The sequence below is a fragment of the Nocardia mangyaensis genome (assembly GCF_001886715.1).
Classification (GTDB): Bacteria; Actinomycetota; Actinomycetes; order Mycobacteriales; family Mycobacteriaceae; genus Nocardia; species Nocardia mangyaensis.
On record NZ_CP018082.1, the window covers coordinates 3,750,330 to 3,768,911 of the forward strand.

Consider the following 18,582-nt stretch of genomic DNA (forward strand, 5'->3'; position numbering starts at 1 on the left):
ATGCGCATCGTCGTCGCCGGTGGACACGGCAAGATCGCCCTGCTGCTGGCCCGGCGGCTCACCCGCCGCGGTGACCAGGTCCACGCGCTCATCCGCGATCCCGGCCAGGCCGCCGACATCGCCGCGACCGGCGGCGTCCCGGTCATCTACGACATGGAACGCGACACTCCGGCCGACCTCGCGGCCGCGGTCGCCGGGTCGGACGCAGTGGTGTTCGCCGCGGGCGCCGGGCCCGGCAGCGGGGCCGCTCGCAAGTACACCGTCGACCTCAACGGCTCGGTTCAACTGGCCGAGGCCGCCGAAGCGACCGGCGTCCGCCGGTTCGTGCAGATCTCGACGATGGGCGCGGGCAGTCCGCCCGCGCCGGGCACCGACGAGGTGTGGGCCGCCTACATCGACGCCAAGACCAGGGCCGAAGCGGACCTGAAGTCTCGCGAACTCGCCTGGACGATCCTGCGTCCCGGCATTCTCACCGACGCCGAAGGCAACGGTCTGGTCACGCTCGGCGCACCGCCGATTCCGCGTGGCGAGGTGCCGCGCGCCGATGTCGCCGCGACGCTGGCGTCGATCTTGTTCGCGGACAATACGTTTCGCCGCACGCTCGAGCTGGTCTCCGGATCGGAGTCGATCGAGACTGCTGTGGCGGCTATTCGATAGCCGAAAATTAACCATCGCAGTATATTTCGCCTTGTCGGCCGGTCCGGCATCACCGGCGGTCACGCAGTCGCCACCCCGTGGCGCCAGTGAACCGCCGGTCACACCCTTGTTCCCCCGCGGCCCGTCGCGATGACGGTGACGTAAACGCGGATTCGCCGCTCAGAAGCCGGGAAATGCACCGCATCGAGACGGAATCGATCATGCAGATGTGCTTGCATCTGAAAGTGTCTCCGTCCTAAACTCAGGGCCGCAACACCATTCAGGGGATTGTCAGGGGAGGCCGCGAGCGGCACGCCCGAGGCTGTATTTGCCTTGGGTTTGCCGCTGACTGAACACAGGGGCGTTCACATGAACAACACCAACGGCCGATACGGCCTCGCTGATCGCGCAGCGACCACCCACCCCGTCACCGCAGGGTGCTCCAGGGAGACCGCGGTCGCTTTCGTGATCGACGCCGTGGAGTCCACCGGCGCGGCGACTCGCAACGATTTCGACATCGACCGGATCGTGACCACCGCGCACGAACTGGCCGACGACTGGGATCTGCAGATGCTGACCCCCGACACCTTCTGGCGCATCGCCGCAGGCTGTATCCGATACTGACGTTCGCGGCCGAGGCCGACCGAGCACGCTCGGTCGGCCAGCATTCCTGACGTGCCCGTCGGGCGGTTCCGGTCGGCTCAGTCCCGGTTCGCGTAGTCGAGCAGGATCTCGCGCGAGCGGTCCGGCCGTGCGGCCTGCACGCTCAGCTGATCCATGACCGACAGATACAGCGCCAGATCCTGGCGCCGCTCGAGATACAGCGCGCTGGTGAGCTGTTCGAGGTAGACGATGTCGGGCAGCTCGGGCCCGGCGAAGCGCAGGATGCTGAACGAACTACCGGCCGCCGCGTGCCCGCCCGCCGAATACGGCAGCACCTGCACGGTCACATTCGGCAGCATCGACAGCTCGGCCAGGTAGCGCAACTGGGCACGGTGTACCTCGCGTCCGCCGATCGGGCGATGCAGCACGGCCTCGTCGATCACCGCCCAGACCACCGGCGGATCGACTCGGCGCAGCACGTCCTGGCGCCGCTGGCGCACCTGCACCCGACGCTCGGTGTCGGCGTCGTCGAAGCCGAGGGTGACGATCGCCCTGGTGTACTCCGGGGTCTGCAGCAGACCTGGCACCAGCTGCGCCTCGTAGGTCCTGATCTGGCTGGCCGCCTGTTCGAGCCCGAGGTAGGTGCTGAACCACGAGGGCAGCAGATCGCTGTAGCGATGCCACCAGCCCGGTTCGCTTGCCTGCCTGGCGAGTTCGAAGAAGGAGGCGCGCTCGGCGGTGTCGTGCACGCCGTAGAGGGTGAGGAGATCGCGGATGTCGCGCTCCTTGAAACCGGTGCGCCCCAACTCGAGTCGGCTGATCTTGGCGTGAGAACCACGGATCGCATCACCCGCCGCCTCACGGGTGATGCCTTTGCTCTCGCGAAGTTTCCGCAACTGCCCACCGAGCGCGATCCGCAGCACGGTGGGGCCGCGGTCGACAACCGGTTGCACGCGACCGATCTCGTCGGGTTCAGCCGTCATGGACGCCGATATTACCCATCAGCGGGTCAGGTAGTCGAACTCTCCGGCCTTCGCGCCGCGGATGAACGCGTCGATTTCGGGCCGGGTGTAGAAGAGCACCGAGCCCTGCGGATCGCGCGAGTTGCGCACGGCAACCGAACCGTCCGTCGCTTCGGCAACCTCCACGCAGTTGCCGCTGGGGTTGCTGAACGTGCTCTTGCGCCAGGCACCCGTGCTCGGACGTTCACGCTGATCATGCCGCATTCCGGACATGCCACACTCCTGGTTCTCGAATGATGCCCACCGGTACGAAACTTACAGATGCACGCACAAACGTTCTTGCAGATGCACAGTGCGATGCGCAGATTAACATGCTCGCGACCACCACGCACCGGTCGGTACTTACCCGGCGTCACGACCTGGGCCCCGGCGAGAAGGTGACGTCCAGTCCCCTGAATTCGCAAGCGCCACAAGCCGATCACCGATCCGACACGACCGATTCGACTGTGCAGATGTTCTTGCATCTGCAATTGACGCGACCGTAGACTCGGTTCGCAAGATCACCGGGAGGTGCATCCGGCGCCACGAGCCGGAGACCTGCCTCCCGGCGCCGGATGTGAGGGGCCACGGATGAGCTTTCCGTATCGAACACCCCGTCGAGTCTCGGCCGGCACCGCCGGCTTCGAGGTTCCGCGACACCTCGGCACGGCGGGAGCACCGCCGAGCGCCTGTGCCGACGAGCCGAACGGGCTCACCTATCGCCAGGCGCGCGAGATGCTGCGTCAGCACGATGTGCACGGGCCACAGTGTCGGCAGTGGCTGGCCGCCGCGGCCTACCTCTCGGCGGGCCTGGACGACGAATGACGCTGTCGTAACATCTTCGTGCTGGTCAGACCCGGTCGGCCGAGGCATGCTGTAAGGCAACGTCGGCGTGGATACAGGTGAGCGGCACATGCGGATAGCGGAGATCCTGCGGAACAAGGGAGCGGCGGTCACCACGGTGGAGCCGCAGGCATCGGTGCGCGCCCTGTTGACGGTGCTCGCCGAGCGCAACATCGGCGCGGTGGTGGTCTCGCCCGACGGTGCCACGATCACCGGCATCGTCTCCGAGCGCGATGTGGTGCGCCGCCTCGACGAGCACGGCGCCGCCCTGCTCGACCGGCCGGTCACCGACATCATGACCGCACAGGTCCGGACCTGCGGACCCGAAGATCATGTCGATTCCCTGCGCGCGGTGATGACCGAGCACCGAATCAGGCACATGCCGGTGCTCGAGCAGAACCGACTGGTCGGCATTGTCAGCATCGGCGATGTGGTCAAGAGCGCGATCACCGAGCTGGCGGCCGAACGAGAGCAGCTCGTCGACTATCTCCAAGGCAACTACTGACGCCACCCTGGCTCGAAAAGCGTTGTGCGCGCGTATCGTTGATCGCGTGCACCCTCTCCGGCCCGCGCTCGCCGCCGTGCCGATGCCGCACGCGCCGACACCCCTGCCCGCCACCATCGCGCAGCGCTTCACCGCCCTGGCCGACGCGGGCTTCCTGGTCCGTGCGGGCGCGCACCGTGTGCCCTCGGCCGATGCCGGGACGGGCTCGGTGCGGGTGAGCGCCCACCCCTACAACACCCTCGACGAGATCGATCGATTCATCGCCTGTGTGTCCGGCGTTGCCGGGCACCGGCGTTGAGCACGACCTGCCCGAGCAGCCGAGGAGCAACGATGGGTACATCCCCCGCGCCACACTACGATCGCCGCGGTGCGTCCGAGGTACTGGCCCGCCTGGCCGCCCCCGGCCTCTTCGCGGCCACCGAGATCGCGGCACCGGCGCGAATCACCTTTCGTGCCACGGCTCTACAGCCCGAGGCCGGTAGTCACCTGACCCAGTCACAGCGGATGTATCTGGAACGGTTCATGCGCCCGTGTCGTCCGGAGCAGGTGACCAGCGCGACGCATCGGATCACCTGGACCGACAGCGCGGGCGTGCCCAATACGGGGTACTTCCACACTGCGGGCGCCGGTCCCGCACTCGCCGTCCTCGCGCGCGAAACGGTACTGGCACTGTGGCGCTCCCTCGCGGACGCCGGGCTGCCCGAGCGTGCCGCCGACCTGCCCGCCCTGGACCAGGCCGTGCTCACCGCCACCACCACCGATCACGATCCGCACGAGATCTTCCGGGTCGGTGTGGAGGCGGCGGGACGCGCGCTGGTCCAGCACGGGCTGATCGCGGCGGACACGCCCTATCGCGGGATCGTCGAGCTCGCCACGGGCCTGCGCGATTCCGGCATCTTCGCCGCGGTGGCCACCCGCTGGTTCTGGGAATTGCAGGCTTCCACCTTCCGGCGCGGGATGATCCCGGTGCGCCTGGCCACCCAACCCGATGGCAGTGTGCGCTACACCGCCGAGTCGATCGCCACCCTGCGGGCCATGAAGGACGCGACCATCGCCGACGCGGGTGCGGTGATGGGCCGGGCGACCACCGAGGAGGGGCTCGACAACGAGGCAGCGGTGACCAAGTACCACGACGACCTCGATCTGATCTCCCGTCAGTACGCGTTGCTCGCGCCGGGTACCAGGCCCACCTGCCTGGCCGCTGCGCCCCGGGCGGTCGACGGCACCACCGTGCACGTGCTGGCGACGGTCGTCGACCGGTTCGTCGAGACCCTCGCCGCGCTGGCGGACACGGTCGAGGTGGTCGAGGACACCACCGTGGCGGTGGTGGACGACGCCCGCGGCGACGACGGCGTGTTCTCGGTGCCCGATATGAGTTGTCGGCATTGCGTCCGGACGATCACGGCCCTGCTCGAGTCGATGGACATCCCGGTCGTGGAGATCGATCTGGAGGCCAAGCGCGTGGTCGCGGGGATCCGAAGCCCTCGCAACCGGTTCCGGGTCTTCGAGGCGCTGCGCGACGGCGGTTACAACCCGGTCGACGACGCGTCGGCGCCGGCCCCCGGCGCGTCGGTGGGATGACCCCGCCCGCCGTCCCCGCCGCGCTGCATCCGCTCGTGGCCGCCTTTCTCGGCGACCGCGACGCCGTGCGCGCGGCGCTGCACCGGTTCGGTTCGCCCCTGCATCTGGTGTTCCCGCAGGTGTTCGAGGCGAACCTCGCCGCGCTGCGGGCCGTGTCGGACGCCGGAGCCGCGCGCTACCGGATCTGCTACGCGCACAAGGTGAACAACTCGGCGGCGTTCGTCCGGACCGCCGCAGGGGCGGGGATCGCCGTCGATGTGTCCTCGGTCCAGGAGTTGCGTTCGGCGCTGGCCGCCGGGTTCCCGCCGGACCGCATCGAGGTGACCGGGCCGAAGGGAGGCGGGCTGCTGCGTGCCGCGCTGGCCGCCGGGGTGACGGTGAACGCCGACAATCTCTGGGAACTCGAGCAGCTGGCCGAGCTGGCGACGACGAATGTCGCGGTCCTGCTCCGAGTGTCCGGCTTCGCGGGCAGCGCGACGAGCCGGTTCGGGGTCGACCTCAGTGAGGTCGACCGAGCCTTCGATCTGCTGGTCCGCCATCGCGAGCGGCTGCGATTCCTCGGGGTGGCATTCCACCTCGACACCGCCGCGACGGCCGAACGAGTCCTGGCGGTGGGCGACTGCCTAGACCTGATCGAACGGGCCTACGCACGAGACCTCGCGCCGACGGTGCTCGATGTCGGTGGCGGCCTGCGTCAGGTCTTCACCGCCGACGCCGCGAACTACGACGCCTACGATGCCGCCCTGCGGGCAGGCCTGCTCGGGCACGGTGAAGCGATGCACTGGGGCGCGAACACGTTCGGCTACCACGTGGCCGACGGCATCGCGCACGGCAGTCCGGTGTTCCACAAGTACGCCAATACCGAGCCGGCCGCGGCCATCCTCGCCGAACTGCTCACCGCGCCGCTGCCAGGTCACGGCGGGCGGGCACTGGGCACGGTGCTCGCCGACAATCTCCTGGAAATGTGGCTGGAACCGGGCAAGGCGCTGGTCGACCAGGCCGGAATCACCGTGGCACAGGTCGAATTCGTCAAACGGGCGGGCAACGGCGCGCGGCTGGTGCATCTCGATCTCAGCCGCGATACCGTGACCGCCGCCGATCAGGAGGTCCTCATCGATCCGATCGTGCTCGCCGAGCGACCCGAATCCGGGGCGGTCGGGGTGTATTTCGCCGGGCACCTGTGTCTGGAACGGGATCTGATCACCCAACGGGTGGTGCGGATCGCCGGGCTCCCCGCACCCGGCGACCCGGTGGTGTTCGCCAATACCGCCGCCTATCACACGGATCTGTCGGCGGCACAGGCCGGCATGCACCCGCTACCAGCGAAAGTCGCTGTGCTGCATCATGATGGCGGCTTTGTGCTGTGTCCCGATGGCGACTACCGCCCCGAGGCGCGCTGATGGTCTACTCCCACATCACCGAGCTCATCGGCAACACTCCCCTGCTGCGCCTCGACCCCGCGGTGCACGGCTTGAACGGGGTCGAGCTCTACGCGAAACTGGAGTCGCACAATCCGTTCGGTTCGGTGAAGGACCGGGTGGCCTGGGCGATGATCCGCGACGACCTCGATCGGGTCGCCGCGGGCGGGCAGTCGTTCATCGAGGCCTCCAGCGGCAACACCGCCAAGGCGCTGCGGGTCCTCGGTGCACTGCACGGCGTTCCGTTGCGGGCGGTGACCAACCGGATCAGGGTGGCCGAGGTGCGGCAGCTGCTGCAACTGCTGGGGACCGAGATCGTGGAACTGCCCGGCCTGTCGGAGTGCCCTGATCCCCATGCCGCCGACGATGTCTCGGCGGTTATCGAGCACACCATCGGTCAGGCACCGCACCAGTGGTATCACCCTTCGCAATACACCAACGAGCGCAATGTCACCGCCCATCACGAGGGCACCGGTACCGAGATCGCCGCCGATCTCGCCGACGCCGGGATCACCCACCTCGACTACCTGATCGGCGGCCTCGGCACCACCGGATCGACCCGCGGCACCGCCACCGCGCTGCTGGCCAACCATCCGGCCCTGCGCACGATCGGGGTGGTCTCGGACCGGTTCGATTTCATCCCCGGGATCCGTTCCGAGCGCGAGATGTGGGAGGTCGGGCTGTTCCGGCCGGACTTCTACGACGAGATCGTCACCGTCGATTCGGCGGCCGCGATCACCGCCACCCTCGACCTGGTCCGCGGCTACGGCGTGCTCGCCGGACCCACCAGTGGCGCCGGATACGCCGCCGCCCTGCGCACCCTCGCCGCCGCACCACGCCCGGCTGATCGTCCGGTGGTCGCGGTCCTGATCGTGTGCGATCGGCTCGAACCGTATCTGTCCTACTTCGCCAAGCGCCGACCCGATCTGTTCGGCACACCGACAGCTCCGCCCGCACCCGGACCGGACGACCCCGCGCCCACTCTGACGCCCGACGCGCTCGCCGAACTGGACCGCACCGGCAGGCCCACCGTCGTCGACACCCGCGGCGCCATGGCCTATCGCGTCGGGCACGTTCCCGGCGCACTCAACATCCGCGACGACCAACTCGACGACATGCTCACCCAGGGTGTGCCGTTCCCCCGCTCCCGACCGGTCGTGTTCGTGTGCCCGATCGGCGAGACCTCCCTGCGCTTCGCCGCGCTGGCACACCGAGCCGGCTACCAGGCATACAGCCTGGCGGGCGGGATCATCGCCTGGCGCGACGCGGGCCACCCACTGGAGCGTGGCGGCTGATCAGACCAGCACCCCCACCGCCCGACGAGCAGGCGCCGATGAACGGGCACGACCCGTGCCGGCCAGCAGGGGAGCCAGTGGCCCGCGATAGCCGTCGGCGAGCAGGGAGACGACCGCGTGGAAGTGGGCGACGAACCGATCGGCGGTGTCGTCGTCGAACCGGGCGGTCGGGTAGATGAAGGAGCCATCGATTCCCGCGGGCGCGCCGTGCAGGTCGTAGTGCTCGGTGAGCCCGAACTCGAGATCGTGCTTGGCCCTGATCACGCCGGTCGGCACATCGGTGATCGAAAGGCCCGACACTGCACCGGGTTCCGCGGTGGTGCGGGGTGCCTGTGCGCGTTGCAGGATCAGTGTCGCTTGGAACAGCGGGAAGGTGGCGTCCTGGAGCAGGCAGCGCTTGAGCCGGGGGTTGGGGGTGTCGGGGTGGGCGTAGGCGGCCAGCGCGACCCGGCGAACCTGGTCGACGAGTTCGCCGACGTCACCCGCGCGATCCAGGCGCACCCGCATCAGCACATCGTCGGAGAAGTTGCCGACCAGGTCGTCGAGCAGCCGATCATCGCGACCCGACACCGTGGTGGCGACGGTGACGTCCGCGCTGCGGGCGAACGCGCCGACGGCCATCGCGAAGGCGGCCTGCAGCACCATGAACAGGCTGGCCCGCCCGTCCTTGGCCAACCGGAGCAGACCGGCGTGGGTCCGCGCGTCGAACGAGATCGGCAACAGCGCACCGGCGGCCGGATCTGCCGGCGGGCCCGACGGTTCGCGCACGGGCAGGTCGAGCAGCGCGGGTCGCCCGGCCAGCGCGTTGGCCCAGTAGCGCAGCTGATGGGTGGCCCGGCTCCACTCGTCGGTGAACTCCCCGAGCTGTTCGTGCTTCCACAGCGTGTAGTCGCTGTAGGTGATCGGTAACGGCGCCCAGTCCGGCGTGGCTCCGACGCGGCAGGCCTGGTAAGCGATCATCAGGTCACCGATCAGCGGGGCCATCGACCGGCCGTCGACCGAGATGTGGTGCACGACAAGGGCGATCACAACGTCGTCGGGTCCGAGCACGTACACCCGCGCCCGCAGCGGGAGATCTGTGTCGAGATCGAAGGGCAGGCGCGCCAGGGCGGCGATCGCCGGCGCGAGTTCCGCTTCGGTGACGACACATTCGGACACATCGAGGACGACCTCGGCAGGGTCGACGACCACCTGGATCGGTCCGTGCTCGGTCGCCGGATAGCGGGTCCGCAGCGGTTCGTGCCGCCGGACCAGGTGCCCGATGGCCGCACGTAGGGCCGGCACATCGATGGACGCGCCCCGTAACCGCATGGCCCGTGCCACATTCCAGTCCGCCGACCGGCCGAGACGAGCGGCCTGCCACATCCGCTCCTGGGCCGGCGCCAGTGGCACCCGCGCGGGCCGCCGCCGTGGCACGAGTACCGCCTCGGGCGGTATCGGCGGGCGGAAGCACACCGCGTCGGTCCCGGTTCGCCGCGTCGTCACCAGCACGCCGCGACCGGCCTCGTATCCCCCCGACCTCATCCCCGCACCGGGGTCCAACACTCGCCTACGACCTCCACACCATCCAGCTCAGGTGTGGGACGTTAACGACCGCACGTGAACAATCAGTTACCGGGTTGTGACCGTGGCCGGTCCACCAGCCTGGACCGCGCATCGATTTCCCGGACTATCCATTTTCTGGAAAAAACGCCCAAAAGCCACGTTACAGTTGGCTCGGGAAAGCGGAGCGAGGAGCTGGTTGGTGTCCATCGGGAAATTGGTGTCGTTCGACGGTTCACGGGGTTTCGGATTCATTCGCCCCGATGACGGCGGGCCCGACGTGTTCGTCCATGTCAACGACATCGGCCTCGACGAGGACGAACTGCGCCAGGGTCGCCTGTTCGAATTCGATGTCACCGAGGGTGATCGCGGACCCAAGGCCGTCAACCTGACCGCCGTCGGCCAGCCCGCGACCGCGCCCAAGGCCCGCAAGGAACGGGCCGGTGGCGAACGGCTCACCCCCGAGGAACTCCGCCAGCAGATCACCGAACTGCTGCTCGACGCCTCCCCCGCCCTCACCGCGGCCGAGATCATCACCATCCGCGACCGGTTCGCCATCTTCGCCGACGAACACGGCTGGCTCGACTCCTGACCTGGCGCGCCAACGCGCTGTCGAAGTCCGTCGCTGTGTCGGTGCGCCGACCTACGATCGGGACGCGGGCCGATGAATCGGGCGTGCTCGCGACGTCGACACGGGTGAACCACCACCCGCGAGGAGGATCTGATGGATCTACCGGTGATGCCGCCAGTGCGCCCCATGCTGGCCAAGTCGACACCATCGCTGCCGCGTGACCCCGGGCTGAGCTACGAACCCAAGTGGGACGGGTTCCGGTGCATCGTGTTCCGCGACGGCGACGAGATCGAGCTGGGTTCGCGCAATGATCGTCCGCTCACCCGGTATTTCCCGGAGCTGGTCGACCTGTTGGCCGCCGCGCTACCGCACCGCTGTGTGGTCGACGGCGAGATCGTCGTCGTCACCGAGGCCGGCCTCGATTTCGACACCCTGCAGCAGCGGCTGCACCCGGCGGCGTCCCGGGTGAACAAGCTCGCGGTGGAGACACCGGCCAGCTTCGTCGCCTTCGACCTGCTCGCCCACGGCGATCGGGACCTGACCAGCGAGCCGTTCACCGAACGCCGACGCGAGCTCGAGACGCTGCTCGACGCGGCGCCGGGCCGCATCCATCTCACCCCGATCACCCAGGATCCCGACGTGGCCCAGGACTGGTTCACCCGGTTCGAGGGCGCCGGTTTCGACGGCGTCATGGTCAAGGCCGACGACCTGGCCTATCTGCAGGACAAGCGAGTGATGCTCAAGGTCAAGCACGAGCGCACCGCCGACTGTGTGGTCGCGGGCTACCGGATGCACAAGGACGGCGAAGGCGTCGGGTCGCTACTGCTCGGTCTGTTCGACGACGAGGCCAATCTGCATCACGTGGGCGTGGCATCGAGTTTCACCGCGGCCCGCCGACGGGAACTGCTCGGCGAGCTGGCGCCGCTGCGCGAGAACGCGCTGGTCGATCACCCGTGGCGCGACTGGGCCGACGCGGTGGCCCAGGCCAACGCCGAGGGCAAGATGCCGGGCGGGGTGAGCCGCTGGACCGGCGGCAAGGATCTGTCGTGGGAGCCGTTGCGGCCGGAACTGGTCGCCGAGGTGCGCTACGAGCACGTGCAGTCGGGGCGATTCCGGCACGGCGGGCGACTGGTCCGTTTCCGCGCCGACCGCACCCCGGCGTCGTGTACCTACGCCCAGCTCGACGAGGTGGCGCCGGCCGAGCTCGACGCGATCTTCGGAGCCCGGCGATGAGCGCGGCGGTCGAGGTCGAGGTGGACGGGCGGACCCTCTCGATCAGCAATCCGGACAAGGTCTACTTCAGCAAGCGCGGAGAGACCAAGCTCGACCTGGTCCGCTACTACCAGGCCGTCGCCGAGCCACTACTCGGCGTGATCGGGGACCGTCCGCTGCTGCTGGAACGCTATCCAGACGGCGCCTCGGGCAAGTCCTGGTTCCAGAAGCGGGTACCCAAGTCGGCGCCGGAATGGTTGCGGACCGTGGAGGTGTCCACCCCCAACGGCACCACCAGCGACGCGTTGGTCGCCCACGATCTCGCGCACGTCCTGTGGGCGGTGAACCAGGGCTGCCTGGGTTTTCACGTCTGGCCCAATCACGTCGGCGACCTGCGCATCGCCGACGAACTGCGGATCGATCTCGACCCCTCGCCCGGTATCGGCTTCGACGATCTGCGCCGCGCCGCGGTGCGCACCCGCGATCTGCTGACCGAATACGACATCGACTGCCGGGTCAAGACCTCCGGCTCGCGTGGGCTGCACATCTACGCCGCGCTGGAACCGCGCTGGGACGGCTACGCGGTGCGCGCGGCCGCCGTCGCGCTCGCCAGAGAGCTGGAACGCCGCTATCCCGAGGAGATCACCGCGCACTGGTGGAAGGAGGAACGCGGGTCACGGGTGTTCATCGACTACAACCAGAACGCACCGCACAAGACCGTGTTCGGCGCCTGGTCGGTGCGTCCCAAGGTTGGTGGGCAGGTCTCCACCCCGATCACCTGGGCCGAACTCGACACGATCGTGCCCGACGAACTCACCCTCGCCACCGTCCCCGCCCGCCTGGCCGAACACGGTGATCCGTGGGCCGACCGCGCGCCGCAGTCGATCCAGCCGCTGCTGGAGATGTCCGAGCGTGACATGGCCGCCGGACTGATGGACGCGCCCTGGCCGCCGCAATACCCCAAGATGCCGAACGAACCGCCCCGCGTGCAGCCGAGCCGCGCCAAGAAGACCGAGTAGGACCTATTCGATCCACGGCACCCAGGCGCCGACGCCGCCTCGGCCCTCGCACACCAGCGCGCGGTGGTCGGAGGTGCGACCCGATTTGTCCACCGACAGATCGCAACTCGTCCCCTCGGTGTAGTAGGACCCGGCGACCCGGTACGGCCCCGACCAGGTGTATCCGTCGGCTCCGCGCAGGCACAGCAACGTGGCACCGTCTGCCGCGACGCCGATCAGGCCGACCCGTTCGGCCGGGCACGCGGTGCCCTTCTCCACGACGCCGACGCTCGGTTCGGCCGCGCCGTCCTCGGCTGGACTCACCACCGGGACCACCGTCGCGGACGGCGTGCCCTGCGCGGACACCTGGGTCGTCATTGTCGTCGTGGCGAGATTCGGCAGCTCCACGTCGAGTCCGCCGAACATCGCGAGCCCCACCACGGCCAGCGCCGCCACCTCCGTGATGCCGAGCAGCAGCGCGAACACCCCGATCCCCCGGCCGCGCGGATGCCCGAACGACAGCAAACCGAATACGATCGCGATCGGGAACAGCAGGACCAACGCGGCGGCCAAAGCCACCATCGCGTAAGGATTCACCCGTGGCTGCCCACCGGTGCGGGCCTCCGCCTCCGCCGCAGTGGCGTGCGGCCAGCGCTGACCGTTCCAGCGCCGATCGTCCGCCTCGTCCTCGGGGTCGTCATCCCATTCCTCGTATCGTGCCATCACACCCCGGGTCCCTCTCCGATCTCCCCGGCGCGCGCAGCGAAACGCCGGGTTACGCGACGAGGATAAGGACTCCCGACCGACCGGTCAGCGCAAACGGCAAATGCGTTCCCGCTGGCCCGCCCCCGAATCCAGGGGTATCGACACGGGTAACGAACCGGCAAACATCTTTGCCAGTGCGAGCGGTCCGGGTCCATGCTGGTCATGGGTGAGCCGCTGCGCGCATCCGCGGCTCGCGAGGAGGACCCATGTCCGATAGCAGCACTCCGGCAGACCGGCAGCACTGGCACGCCCAGGCGGGCGACCTGCTCGCCGACGACTACAACGTGCCCGGCATCATCGCGTGCGGAATCGGATTGGTCGGCCTGGCCTGCACCCTGGTCGCCGCGGGCTCTGGACATCTCGGCTGGGCGGTGGTCGCCGGGATCGCGACGGCGGTCTTCCTGCTCGGCGGACTGGCAGCACTGATGTTCGAGCATCGCCGCGAGGAGCGAATCGAGCTCGCCTACGGCCGCAGTGGGCACGCGCCCGGGCACCTCGGCCCGCAGCGCTACAGCGTCCGCGAGATCGCGATGCCGAACCCGCGCGGTGGGCTCGGTACCTAGTCCACCGCGCCCGGGCGTGGTTCCACGGCCGGGATGGTCTCGGTGATCACGGTGCGCAGGGTGTCGGCCAGCAGTCGATGCACCTGGTCCCTGGTGAGCGTCCCACGGGTGATCCACTCGCGCCCGGCCACCTTCACCAGTCCCGCGTAGGCGAGGACCAGTGCGCGCAACTGTGCACTGTGTGCCAGTTCAGGGCGCCCGATCATCACCAGCATGCGCTCGGCGGCGGCGTCGTCGGCCTGGTCGAGGATCTGCTGCACCTCGGGGTCGTCGCCCACGCCCTCGTGGCTGGTGACCTTCACCCAGGTGGTGCCGTGTTCGGCGATGGTGTCGAGCAGCCAGCCGACGATGGCGTCGACGCGTTCGCTGGGGGTGCCCTCGGGCAGCGACACCTTCTCGGGCCGCGGCAGGGTCACCATGCGGCGCACGACCGCCAGATACAGGTCGCGCTTGTTGCCGAAATAGTGGTTGATCAGGCCGCGAGCCACTCCCGCGCGCTGGGCCAGTTCCGCGGTCGAGACCGCCGCGTACGGCCGCTCGCCGAACATATCGATGGCACAGGCCAAGATCTGCGCGCGTCGCTCGTCGGGTTCGAGCCTGCGCCGGCGCGGCGCGTCTGCGGTATCGGTGTCGAGCGGGGAAATCGGCGGACTCCGTCGGGTTCGGTGGTCGCCGCGCGGTTGCGGCGACGGTGCACCACGATACCCAGCGGGTCTGGCGCGCGGCCAATGCGACAATGGTTCACGTCCACCGCTCCCGCACGAAGGAATGCCGCACTCCCCGATGACCGAGAACATGATCGATCCGGACGAGTTGGCGACCTGTCTGCGGGTACTGGAACTAGCCGGGCAGCTCGAGAAGGAACACCCCGATTCGATCGCGGTGCAGCGCGCGGTCGGGCACATGTTCAAGAAGCTCAAGCAGCGGCGGCGCATCGAGGCGCGCGAACAGGTCGCCACCGCCGATCGCGCGGTCATCGCCGCCACCGCCACCGGCTCGCCGCAGCGCATCGACGACGAGACCGCGGGCATTCCGATCAGTTCAGCCACCAGCGGCGCGAGCGCGGGCACCCTGCTGCGCGCGCGACCCTGCTACATCTGCAAGCAGCGCTACACCCAGGTCGACGCGTTCTACCACCAGCTGTGCCCCGACTGCGCCGCCGCGAGCCACGCCAAGCGCGACGCCCGCACCGACCTGTCCGGCAAGCGCGCACTGCTCACCGGTGGCCGCGCCAAGATCGGCATGTACATCGCGCTGCGGCTGCTGCGCGACGGCGCGCACACCACCATCACCACCCGCTTCCCCAACGACGCGATCCGGCGCTTCGCCGCCATGGAGGACAGCGCCGACTGGCTGCACCGGCTGCGCGTCGTCGGCATCGACCTGCGCGATCCAGCCCAGGTCGTCGCGTTGGCCGAGGATGTCGCCGCGCAGGGACCGTTGGACATCCTGATCAACAACGCCGCCCAGACCGTGCGCCGCTCGGCGGGCGCCTACAGCGCGCTCGTCGATGCCGAAGCCGCGCCCCTGCCCGCGGGCATGCTGCCGGAGATGGTCAGCTTCGGCAAGACCATGCAGGCCCACCCGACCGCGCTCACCGCCTCGCTGACTCCGTCGCTGTCGGCCGTCGACGTGGCCGAACTCGCCCTCGTCGCCGGGTCCGCGACGCCGGAGCGGATCGCGGCCGGTGTCGCCATCGACGCCGGCGGGCTCGTGCCCGATCTCGCGCACACCAACAGCTGGGTGCAGACGGTCGCCGAGGTCGACGCCACCGAACTGCTCGAGGTGCAGCTGTGCAATTCGGTCGCGCCGTTCATCCTGGTCTCGCGGTTGCGTCCGGCGATGGCCGCCGCGGCCGGGCGCCGCAAGTACGTGGTGAACGTCTCGGCCATGGAGGGTCAGTTCAGCCGCGGCTACAAGGGTCCCGGCCATCCGCACACGAACATGGCCAAGGCCGCGCTGAACATGCTCACCCGGACCAGCGCGCTCGAGATGTTCGAGGCCGACTCGATCTTGATGACCGCCGTCGACACCGGTTGGATCACCGACGAGCGCCCGCACTACACCAAGGTCCGGCTGGCCGAGGAGGGCTTCCACGCCCCGCTCGACCTCGTCGACGGCGCCGCCCGCGTCTACGACCCGATCGTGCAGGGTGAGAACGGCGTCGACCTGTACGGCTGCTTCCTCAAGGACTACCAGCCCTCCCCGTGGTGATCGCCAGCCAGGCGATGCCGAACCGGAATGTCGATCATGAATCCGGGCTCGGCCACGAACTATCCTGGAAGGGTGCCGTTCCGGGTGCTGGTCGATGTCATCGCCGTCATGCACGCCGCGTTCATCGCGTACGTGGTCGTCGGTGGTTTCGTGGCGTGGCGGTGGCCGCGCACCATCGGCCTGCATCTGCTGGCGGCGTCGTGGGGTTTCGGCATCATCCTCATCGGCTTCGACTGCCCGTTGACCTACGCCGAGAACTGGGCGCGCCGGCAGGCCGGAGTGGCCGAACTGCCGGCGACCGGCTTCATCGACCACTACCTGACCGGGGTGATCTACCCCGACAGCGCGCTGGGTCTGGTGCGCGTGCTCGCGGCGGTGACGGTGCTGGTGTCCTGGCTCGGGTATCTGCGCCTGCACCAACGGCACCGCCGGATGAGCTCAGGTGCCATCTGATGCCTCTCAGCAGCGAGCGGAGTCACTGACCGCGCCGGTCGCGCTGTTCCAGGTGACGCAGCCGCCGGCGAAGTCGCTGCGCTTGCCGCCGGGGATGTCGTACTCGTCGCTGACCGGGTAGCCGAGGTAGGAGCGTTCCCAGCCGAGGTGGGCCCACCGGCCGCGGATCAATCCGTTGACACCGTGCGCGCCGGTCTGCGGGCTCCAATAGATCGACGCGCCCTGCCAGTCGCCGCCGGTGAAGTGGTTGTACCAGCCGTTCTCCAGGCTCATCGTGTGGGTGGTCGGCCAGCCGTAGCGACCCCTCTCCCAGTCCGAGTCGGCCCACTTCCGGTGGATGCCGTAGCCGCCCTGCCCGTAGTCGTGCACCCAGTGCGCCGTCGTCCCCGGCCGCCAGTAGATCGATGCCTCCGGGGTGGTTCCACCGCGGCTGAAATGGCTGTAGCGGCCACCGAGTGCGGCGGTCGGGCACTCATCGGTGATCGGGACACCGGTCGCGCGGTGCCCGCCCACGTTCCACATCGTCTCCTTGATCAGGCCGTGTACCTCGTGCACGCCGGTGCCGGCCCGCGAGTACAGGGTTCCCGGGCCCTCCGGCGGGCCGGCATGGTCGCGCAGGAACACCCCGCCCTCCTCGCTCTCGCGTTCGGGGCCGGTCGGGGCGCCGAGCAGAGCACGCAGTGCCGGGTCACCGTTGTATCGATCGTCGATGGCCGATCCGGTGGCGAGGGTCTGCGTCGAAGTCGTCACCGAACAGATCGGCCACCCGGATTGCGCCGAGGCGGGCGCACAGGCCGCTGTTATCGCCCCGATACCGAGCGGCACCGCGGGGAAGCGCAGGGCCCGAATCCATTCCGTGGCAGTCCTATTGACACCCGCAGCACCTCCTCACCCATCGTTTCCGCAGCTACGCTGGTCGACGTGACCACCGCGCAGCAGCTTGTGCACGCCTACGAGGCCGGACCGGGACTCGCGCCGTCGACGTGGGCCGACCTCGCCGATCCGGGTGCCCGGCTCGCGGCCACGCTACCGGTCTGGCCGCTCGCCGGGGGTTCGGTCGCCGCGGTACAGCTGGCGGTGAACCGATTTCGCGCGGCGAGCGGGCTGGCTCCCCGGCCGGTGGTGCTCGACCCCACCCGGGTGTCCGCGACGTTCGCCAGTGAGCGGCTGTTCCGTCACCGTGGCGCCGTGCCCTCGATCTTCAACCCCCTGTCCGGGTTCTTCCGCACCGCGGATGGCTGGGTACGAACGCATGCCAACTACCCCCATCACCGCCAACGCCTCGCCGCGGCACTCGGTCTGGCCGACGATGTCGACGCCGAGCAGGTCGGCGCCAGGCTGGCCGCCCTCCCGGGTGCGGAGTGCGAAGTGCTGGCACTCGACGCGGGCGCGATCGCGGTGCGCGTGCGCGCGGAGGGCGAATGGTCGGACAGTCCGATGGGTCGCGCCGCGGCGGCGGGACCACTGGTCGCTCTCGACCGCCGAGCGGCCGACCGGCCAACTGCCGAGTCGATCGACCAGGTCAGCACCAGAACCACCGGCCGTCCACCATCACCCACCGGGAGGGCACAACCGACGCCGGGACGGGTCCCACCACGGTCCGGCGCCCTGTCCAGGCATGCCCCCACCGTCGACCGGCCCCTGCGCGGGATCCGGGTGCTCGATCTGACCCGGGTGCTGGCCGGCCCGGTCGCCACCCGGACTCTCGCGCTGCTCGGCGCCGATGTGCTCCGCATCGATCCACCCCGCCTGTCCGAGATCGATTGGCAGTTCCGCGACACCTGCCAGGGCAAACGATCCACCCTGCTCGATCTGCGCACCAACCTCACACTGTTCGAGCAGCTGCTGAGCGAGGCCGATGTCCTGGTGACCGGTTACCGACCCGGCGCGCTCGCCACAGTCGGCGTCCGTACTCGCCCTGGACTGATCCACGCGAGCGTCTCGGCCTGGGGTGTCGCGGGGCCGTGGGGTGACCGACGTGGCTTCGACAGCATCGTGCAGGCCGCGACGGGCATCTCACTGATCGAAGGCTCGATGGACCGCCCGGGTGCGCTGCCCGCCCAGGCGCTCGACCATGCCTCGGGCTATCTGCTGGCCGCCGGGACGATCGACGCGTTGCGAGCCCGCGCCGACGACGGGCACGGCCGTGATGTCCGGGTCTCGCTGGCCCGCACCGCATCCTGGCTACTCGCCGGTGACCGCACACCGGACCACCCCGCCGCCGAACCGCCCGACCCGGCGGTCGCGGTCACCCACGGTGCTGTCACCACCGCCGCACCGGCTTTCGCCGAGTACGCCGACTATCGCTGGCCCGCACCGGAATACGGCGGGCACGATCCCCGCTGGTGAACATCGATCCCCGGCGAGCACCCTGACCGCCTC

General features: G+C 69.3%; 21 protein-coding genes. 15 read left to right on the forward strand and 6 right to left on the reverse strand.

Translation table 11 applies throughout. From position 1 onward, the window contains the following. Complete coding sequence (locus BOX37_RS16915; RefSeq protein ID WP_071928499.1) at positions 1 to 657, forward strand: SDR family oxidoreductase; 657 nt, start codon at positions 1 to 3, stop codon at positions 655 to 657. Positions 658 to 1,005: 348 nt separating this feature from the next. Further along, positions 1,006 to 1,260 carry a hypothetical protein gene (locus tag BOX37_RS16920; RefSeq protein WP_071928500.1) on the forward strand — a complete coding sequence of 85 codons (255 nt, stop codon included), beginning with the start codon at positions 1,006 to 1,008 and terminating at the stop codon, positions 1,258 to 1,260. A gap of 77 nt (positions 1,261 to 1,337) precedes the next feature. Here BOX37_RS16920 and BOX37_RS16925 read toward each other — a convergent pair whose 3' ends face one another. Together BOX37_RS16925 and BOX37_RS16930 are read right to left on the reverse strand one after the other, a co-directional pair. Then, positions 1,338 to 2,222, reverse strand: a complete 885-nt coding sequence (locus BOX37_RS16925) for a helix-turn-helix domain-containing protein (RefSeq protein ID WP_071928501.1) — start codon at positions 2,220 to 2,222, stop codon at positions 1,338 to 1,340. A gap of 18 nt (positions 2,223 to 2,240) precedes the next feature. After that, complete coding sequence (locus BOX37_RS16930; RefSeq protein ID WP_071928502.1) at positions 2,241 to 2,474, reverse strand: DUF397 domain-containing protein; 234 nt, start codon at positions 2,472 to 2,474, stop codon at positions 2,241 to 2,243. Between the two features lie 357 nt (positions 2,475 to 2,831). Here BOX37_RS16930 and BOX37_RS16935 point away from each other — a divergent pair, with 357 nt between their 5' ends. From BOX37_RS16935 to BOX37_RS16960, 6 genes are all read left to right on the forward strand, one after another. Next, on the forward strand, positions 2,832 to 3,065 hold the full coding sequence (locus BOX37_RS16935; protein ID WP_071928503.1) for a hypothetical protein: 234 nt from the start codon (positions 2,832 to 2,834) through the stop codon (positions 3,063 to 3,065). 88 nt (positions 3,066 to 3,153) lie between these two features. Then, positions 3,154 to 3,588: a CBS domain-containing protein gene (locus tag BOX37_RS16940; protein WP_071928504.1), complete on the forward strand. Its 435-nt coding sequence runs from the start codon at positions 3,154 to 3,156 to the stop codon at positions 3,586 to 3,588. 46 nt (positions 3,589 to 3,634) lie between these two features. Continuing rightward, positions 3,635 to 3,886: a hypothetical protein gene (locus tag BOX37_RS16945; RefSeq protein WP_071928505.1), complete on the forward strand. Its 252-nt coding sequence runs from the start codon at positions 3,635 to 3,637 to the stop codon at positions 3,884 to 3,886. Positions 3,887 to 3,918: 32 nt separating this feature from the next. Next, positions 3,919 to 5,169, forward strand: a complete 1,251-nt coding sequence (locus tag BOX37_RS33350; RefSeq protein ID WP_240504898.1) for a heavy-metal-associated domain-containing protein — start codon at positions 3,919 to 3,921, stop codon at positions 5,167 to 5,169. Further along, the gene (locus BOX37_RS16955) at positions 5,166 to 6,569 is read left to right on the forward strand and encodes a type III PLP-dependent enzyme domain-containing protein (RefSeq protein ID WP_071928506.1); all 1,404 of its coding nucleotides are present in this window, start codon (positions 5,166 to 5,168) and stop codon (positions 6,567 to 6,569) included. The genes BOX37_RS33350 and BOX37_RS16955 overlap by 4 nt, the downstream gene beginning before the upstream one ends. Next, complete coding sequence (locus tag BOX37_RS16960; RefSeq protein WP_071928507.1) at positions 6,569 to 7,882, forward strand: pyridoxal-phosphate dependent enzyme; 1,314 nt, start codon at positions 6,569 to 6,571, stop codon at positions 7,880 to 7,882. The genes BOX37_RS16955 and BOX37_RS16960 overlap by 1 nt, the downstream gene beginning before the upstream one ends. Here the strand turns inward: BOX37_RS16960 and BOX37_RS16965 are convergent, their stop codons facing one another. Beyond that, positions 7,883 to 9,406: a condensation domain-containing protein gene (locus tag BOX37_RS16965; RefSeq protein ID WP_240504900.1), complete on the reverse strand. Its 1,524-nt coding sequence runs from the start codon at positions 9,404 to 9,406 to the stop codon at positions 7,883 to 7,885. It abuts the gene before it with no gap. Positions 9,407 to 9,623: 217 nt separating this feature from the next. Between BOX37_RS16965 and BOX37_RS16970 the strand changes: the two genes are divergently transcribed. The 3 genes from BOX37_RS16970 (at position 9,624) to ligD (ending at position 12,226) form a co-directional block, all read left to right on the forward strand. Beyond that, positions 9,624 to 10,016, forward strand: a complete 393-nt coding sequence (locus tag BOX37_RS16970; protein WP_071928509.1) for a cold shock domain-containing protein — start codon at positions 9,624 to 9,626, stop codon at positions 10,014 to 10,016. A 132-nt stretch (positions 10,017 to 10,148) separates the two neighbouring features. Further along, the gene (locus BOX37_RS16975; protein WP_206045668.1) at positions 10,149 to 11,228 is read left to right on the forward strand and encodes an ATP-dependent DNA ligase; all 1,080 of its coding nucleotides are present in this window, start codon (positions 10,149 to 10,151) and stop codon (positions 11,226 to 11,228) included. Continuing rightward, positions 11,225 to 12,226: a non-homologous end-joining DNA ligase gene (gene ligD / locus BOX37_RS16980; protein ID WP_071928510.1), complete on the forward strand. Its 1,002-nt coding sequence runs from the start codon at positions 11,225 to 11,227 to the stop codon at positions 12,224 to 12,226. Before BOX37_RS16975 ends, ligD begins: the two co-directional genes overlap by 4 nt. A 3-nt stretch (positions 12,227 to 12,229) precedes the next feature. Here ligD and BOX37_RS16985 read toward each other — a convergent pair whose 3' ends face one another. Beyond that, positions 12,230 to 12,928, reverse strand: coding sequence for a hypothetical protein (locus tag BOX37_RS16985; protein ID WP_071928511.1), 699 nt, complete (start codon positions 12,926 to 12,928; stop codon positions 12,230 to 12,232). A 248-nt stretch (positions 12,929 to 13,176) separates the two neighbouring features. Here BOX37_RS16985 and BOX37_RS16990 point away from each other — a divergent pair, with 248 nt between their 5' ends. Continuing rightward, positions 13,177 to 13,533, forward strand: coding sequence for a hypothetical protein (locus BOX37_RS16990; RefSeq protein ID WP_071928512.1), 357 nt, complete (start codon positions 13,177 to 13,179; stop codon positions 13,531 to 13,533). Here BOX37_RS16990 and BOX37_RS16995 read toward each other — a convergent pair. Next, positions 13,530 to 14,081, reverse strand: a complete 552-nt coding sequence (locus BOX37_RS16995; protein WP_240504901.1) for a TetR/AcrR family transcriptional regulator — start codon at positions 14,079 to 14,081, stop codon at positions 13,530 to 13,532. The two genes, BOX37_RS16990 and BOX37_RS16995, sit on opposite strands and share 4 nt — an antisense overlap. Before the next feature lie 235 nt (positions 14,082 to 14,316). Here BOX37_RS16995 and BOX37_RS17000 point away from each other — a divergent pair, with 235 nt between their 5' ends. Then, the gene (locus BOX37_RS17000) at positions 14,317 to 15,747 is read left to right on the forward strand and encodes an SDR family oxidoreductase (RefSeq protein WP_071928513.1); all 1,431 of its coding nucleotides are present in this window, start codon (positions 14,317 to 14,319) and stop codon (positions 15,745 to 15,747) included. Between the two features lie 72 nt (positions 15,748 to 15,819). Then, positions 15,820 to 16,200 carry a DUF2784 domain-containing protein gene (locus BOX37_RS17005; RefSeq protein WP_071931591.1) on the forward strand — a complete coding sequence of 127 codons (381 nt, stop codon included), beginning with the start codon at positions 15,820 to 15,822 and terminating at the stop codon, positions 16,198 to 16,200. 6 nt (positions 16,201 to 16,206) lie between these two features. On the opposite strand, the gene BOX37_RS17010 is transcribed toward BOX37_RS17005, so the two are convergent. Next, complete coding sequence (locus tag BOX37_RS17010) at positions 16,207 to 16,950, reverse strand: LGFP repeat-containing protein (protein WP_071928514.1); 744 nt, start codon at positions 16,948 to 16,950, stop codon at positions 16,207 to 16,209. 171 nt (positions 16,951 to 17,121) lie between these two features. Between BOX37_RS17010 and BOX37_RS17015 the strand changes: the two genes are divergently transcribed. Further along, positions 17,122 to 18,549, forward strand: coding sequence for a CoA transferase (locus BOX37_RS17015; RefSeq protein ID WP_240504903.1), 1,428 nt, complete (start codon positions 17,122 to 17,124; stop codon positions 18,547 to 18,549). Positions 18,550 to 18,582 lie beyond the last annotated feature (33 nt).

Bases quoted from the DNA above. Each gene is read 5' to 3' on its own strand.
- BOX37_RS16915 (WP_071928499.1), top strand. From the start codon at position 1: ATGCGCATCGTCGTCGCCGGTGGACACGGCAAGATCGCCCTGCTGCTG.
- BOX37_RS16920 (WP_071928500.1), top strand. From the start codon at position 1,006: ATGAACAACACCAACGGCCGATACGGCCTCGCTGATCGCGCAGCGACC.
- BOX37_RS16925 (WP_071928501.1), bottom strand. From the start codon at position 2,222: ATGACGGCTGAACCCGACGAGATCGGTCGCGTGCAACCGGTTGTCGAC.
- BOX37_RS16930 (WP_071928502.1), bottom strand. From the start codon at position 2,474: ATGTCCGGAATGCGGCATGATCAGCGTGAACGTCCGAGCACGGGTGCC.
- BOX37_RS16935 (WP_071928503.1), top strand. From the start codon at position 2,832: ATGAGCTTTCCGTATCGAACACCCCGTCGAGTCTCGGCCGGCACCGCC.
- BOX37_RS16940 (WP_071928504.1), top strand. From the start codon at position 3,154: ATGCGGATAGCGGAGATCCTGCGGAACAAGGGAGCGGCGGTCACCACG.
- BOX37_RS33350 (WP_240504898.1), top strand. From the start codon at position 3,919: ATGGGTACATCCCCCGCGCCACACTACGATCGCCGCGGTGCGTCCGAG.
- BOX37_RS16955 (WP_071928506.1), top strand. From the start codon at position 5,166: ATGACCCCGCCCGCCGTCCCCGCCGCGCTGCATCCGCTCGTGGCCGCC.
- BOX37_RS16960 (WP_071928507.1), top strand. From the start codon at position 6,569: ATGGTCTACTCCCACATCACCGAGCTCATCGGCAACACTCCCCTGCTG.
- BOX37_RS16965 (WP_240504900.1), bottom strand. From the start codon at position 9,406: ATGAGGTCGGGGGGATACGAGGCCGGTCGCGGCGTGCTGGTGACGACG.
- BOX37_RS16975 (WP_206045668.1), top strand. From the start codon at position 10,149: ATGGATCTACCGGTGATGCCGCCAGTGCGCCCCATGCTGGCCAAGTCG.
- ligD (WP_071928510.1), top strand. From the start codon at position 11,225: ATGAGCGCGGCGGTCGAGGTCGAGGTGGACGGGCGGACCCTCTCGATC.
- BOX37_RS16985 (WP_071928511.1), bottom strand. From the start codon at position 12,928: ATGGCACGATACGAGGAATGGGATGACGACCCCGAGGACGAGGCGGAC.
- BOX37_RS16990 (WP_071928512.1), top strand. From the start codon at position 13,177: ATGTCCGATAGCAGCACTCCGGCAGACCGGCAGCACTGGCACGCCCAG.
- BOX37_RS16995 (WP_240504901.1), bottom strand. From the start codon at position 14,081: ATGTTCGGCGAGCGGCCGTACGCGGCGGTCTCGACCGCGGAACTGGCC.
- BOX37_RS17000 (WP_071928513.1), top strand. From the start codon at position 14,317: ATGACCGAGAACATGATCGATCCGGACGAGTTGGCGACCTGTCTGCGG.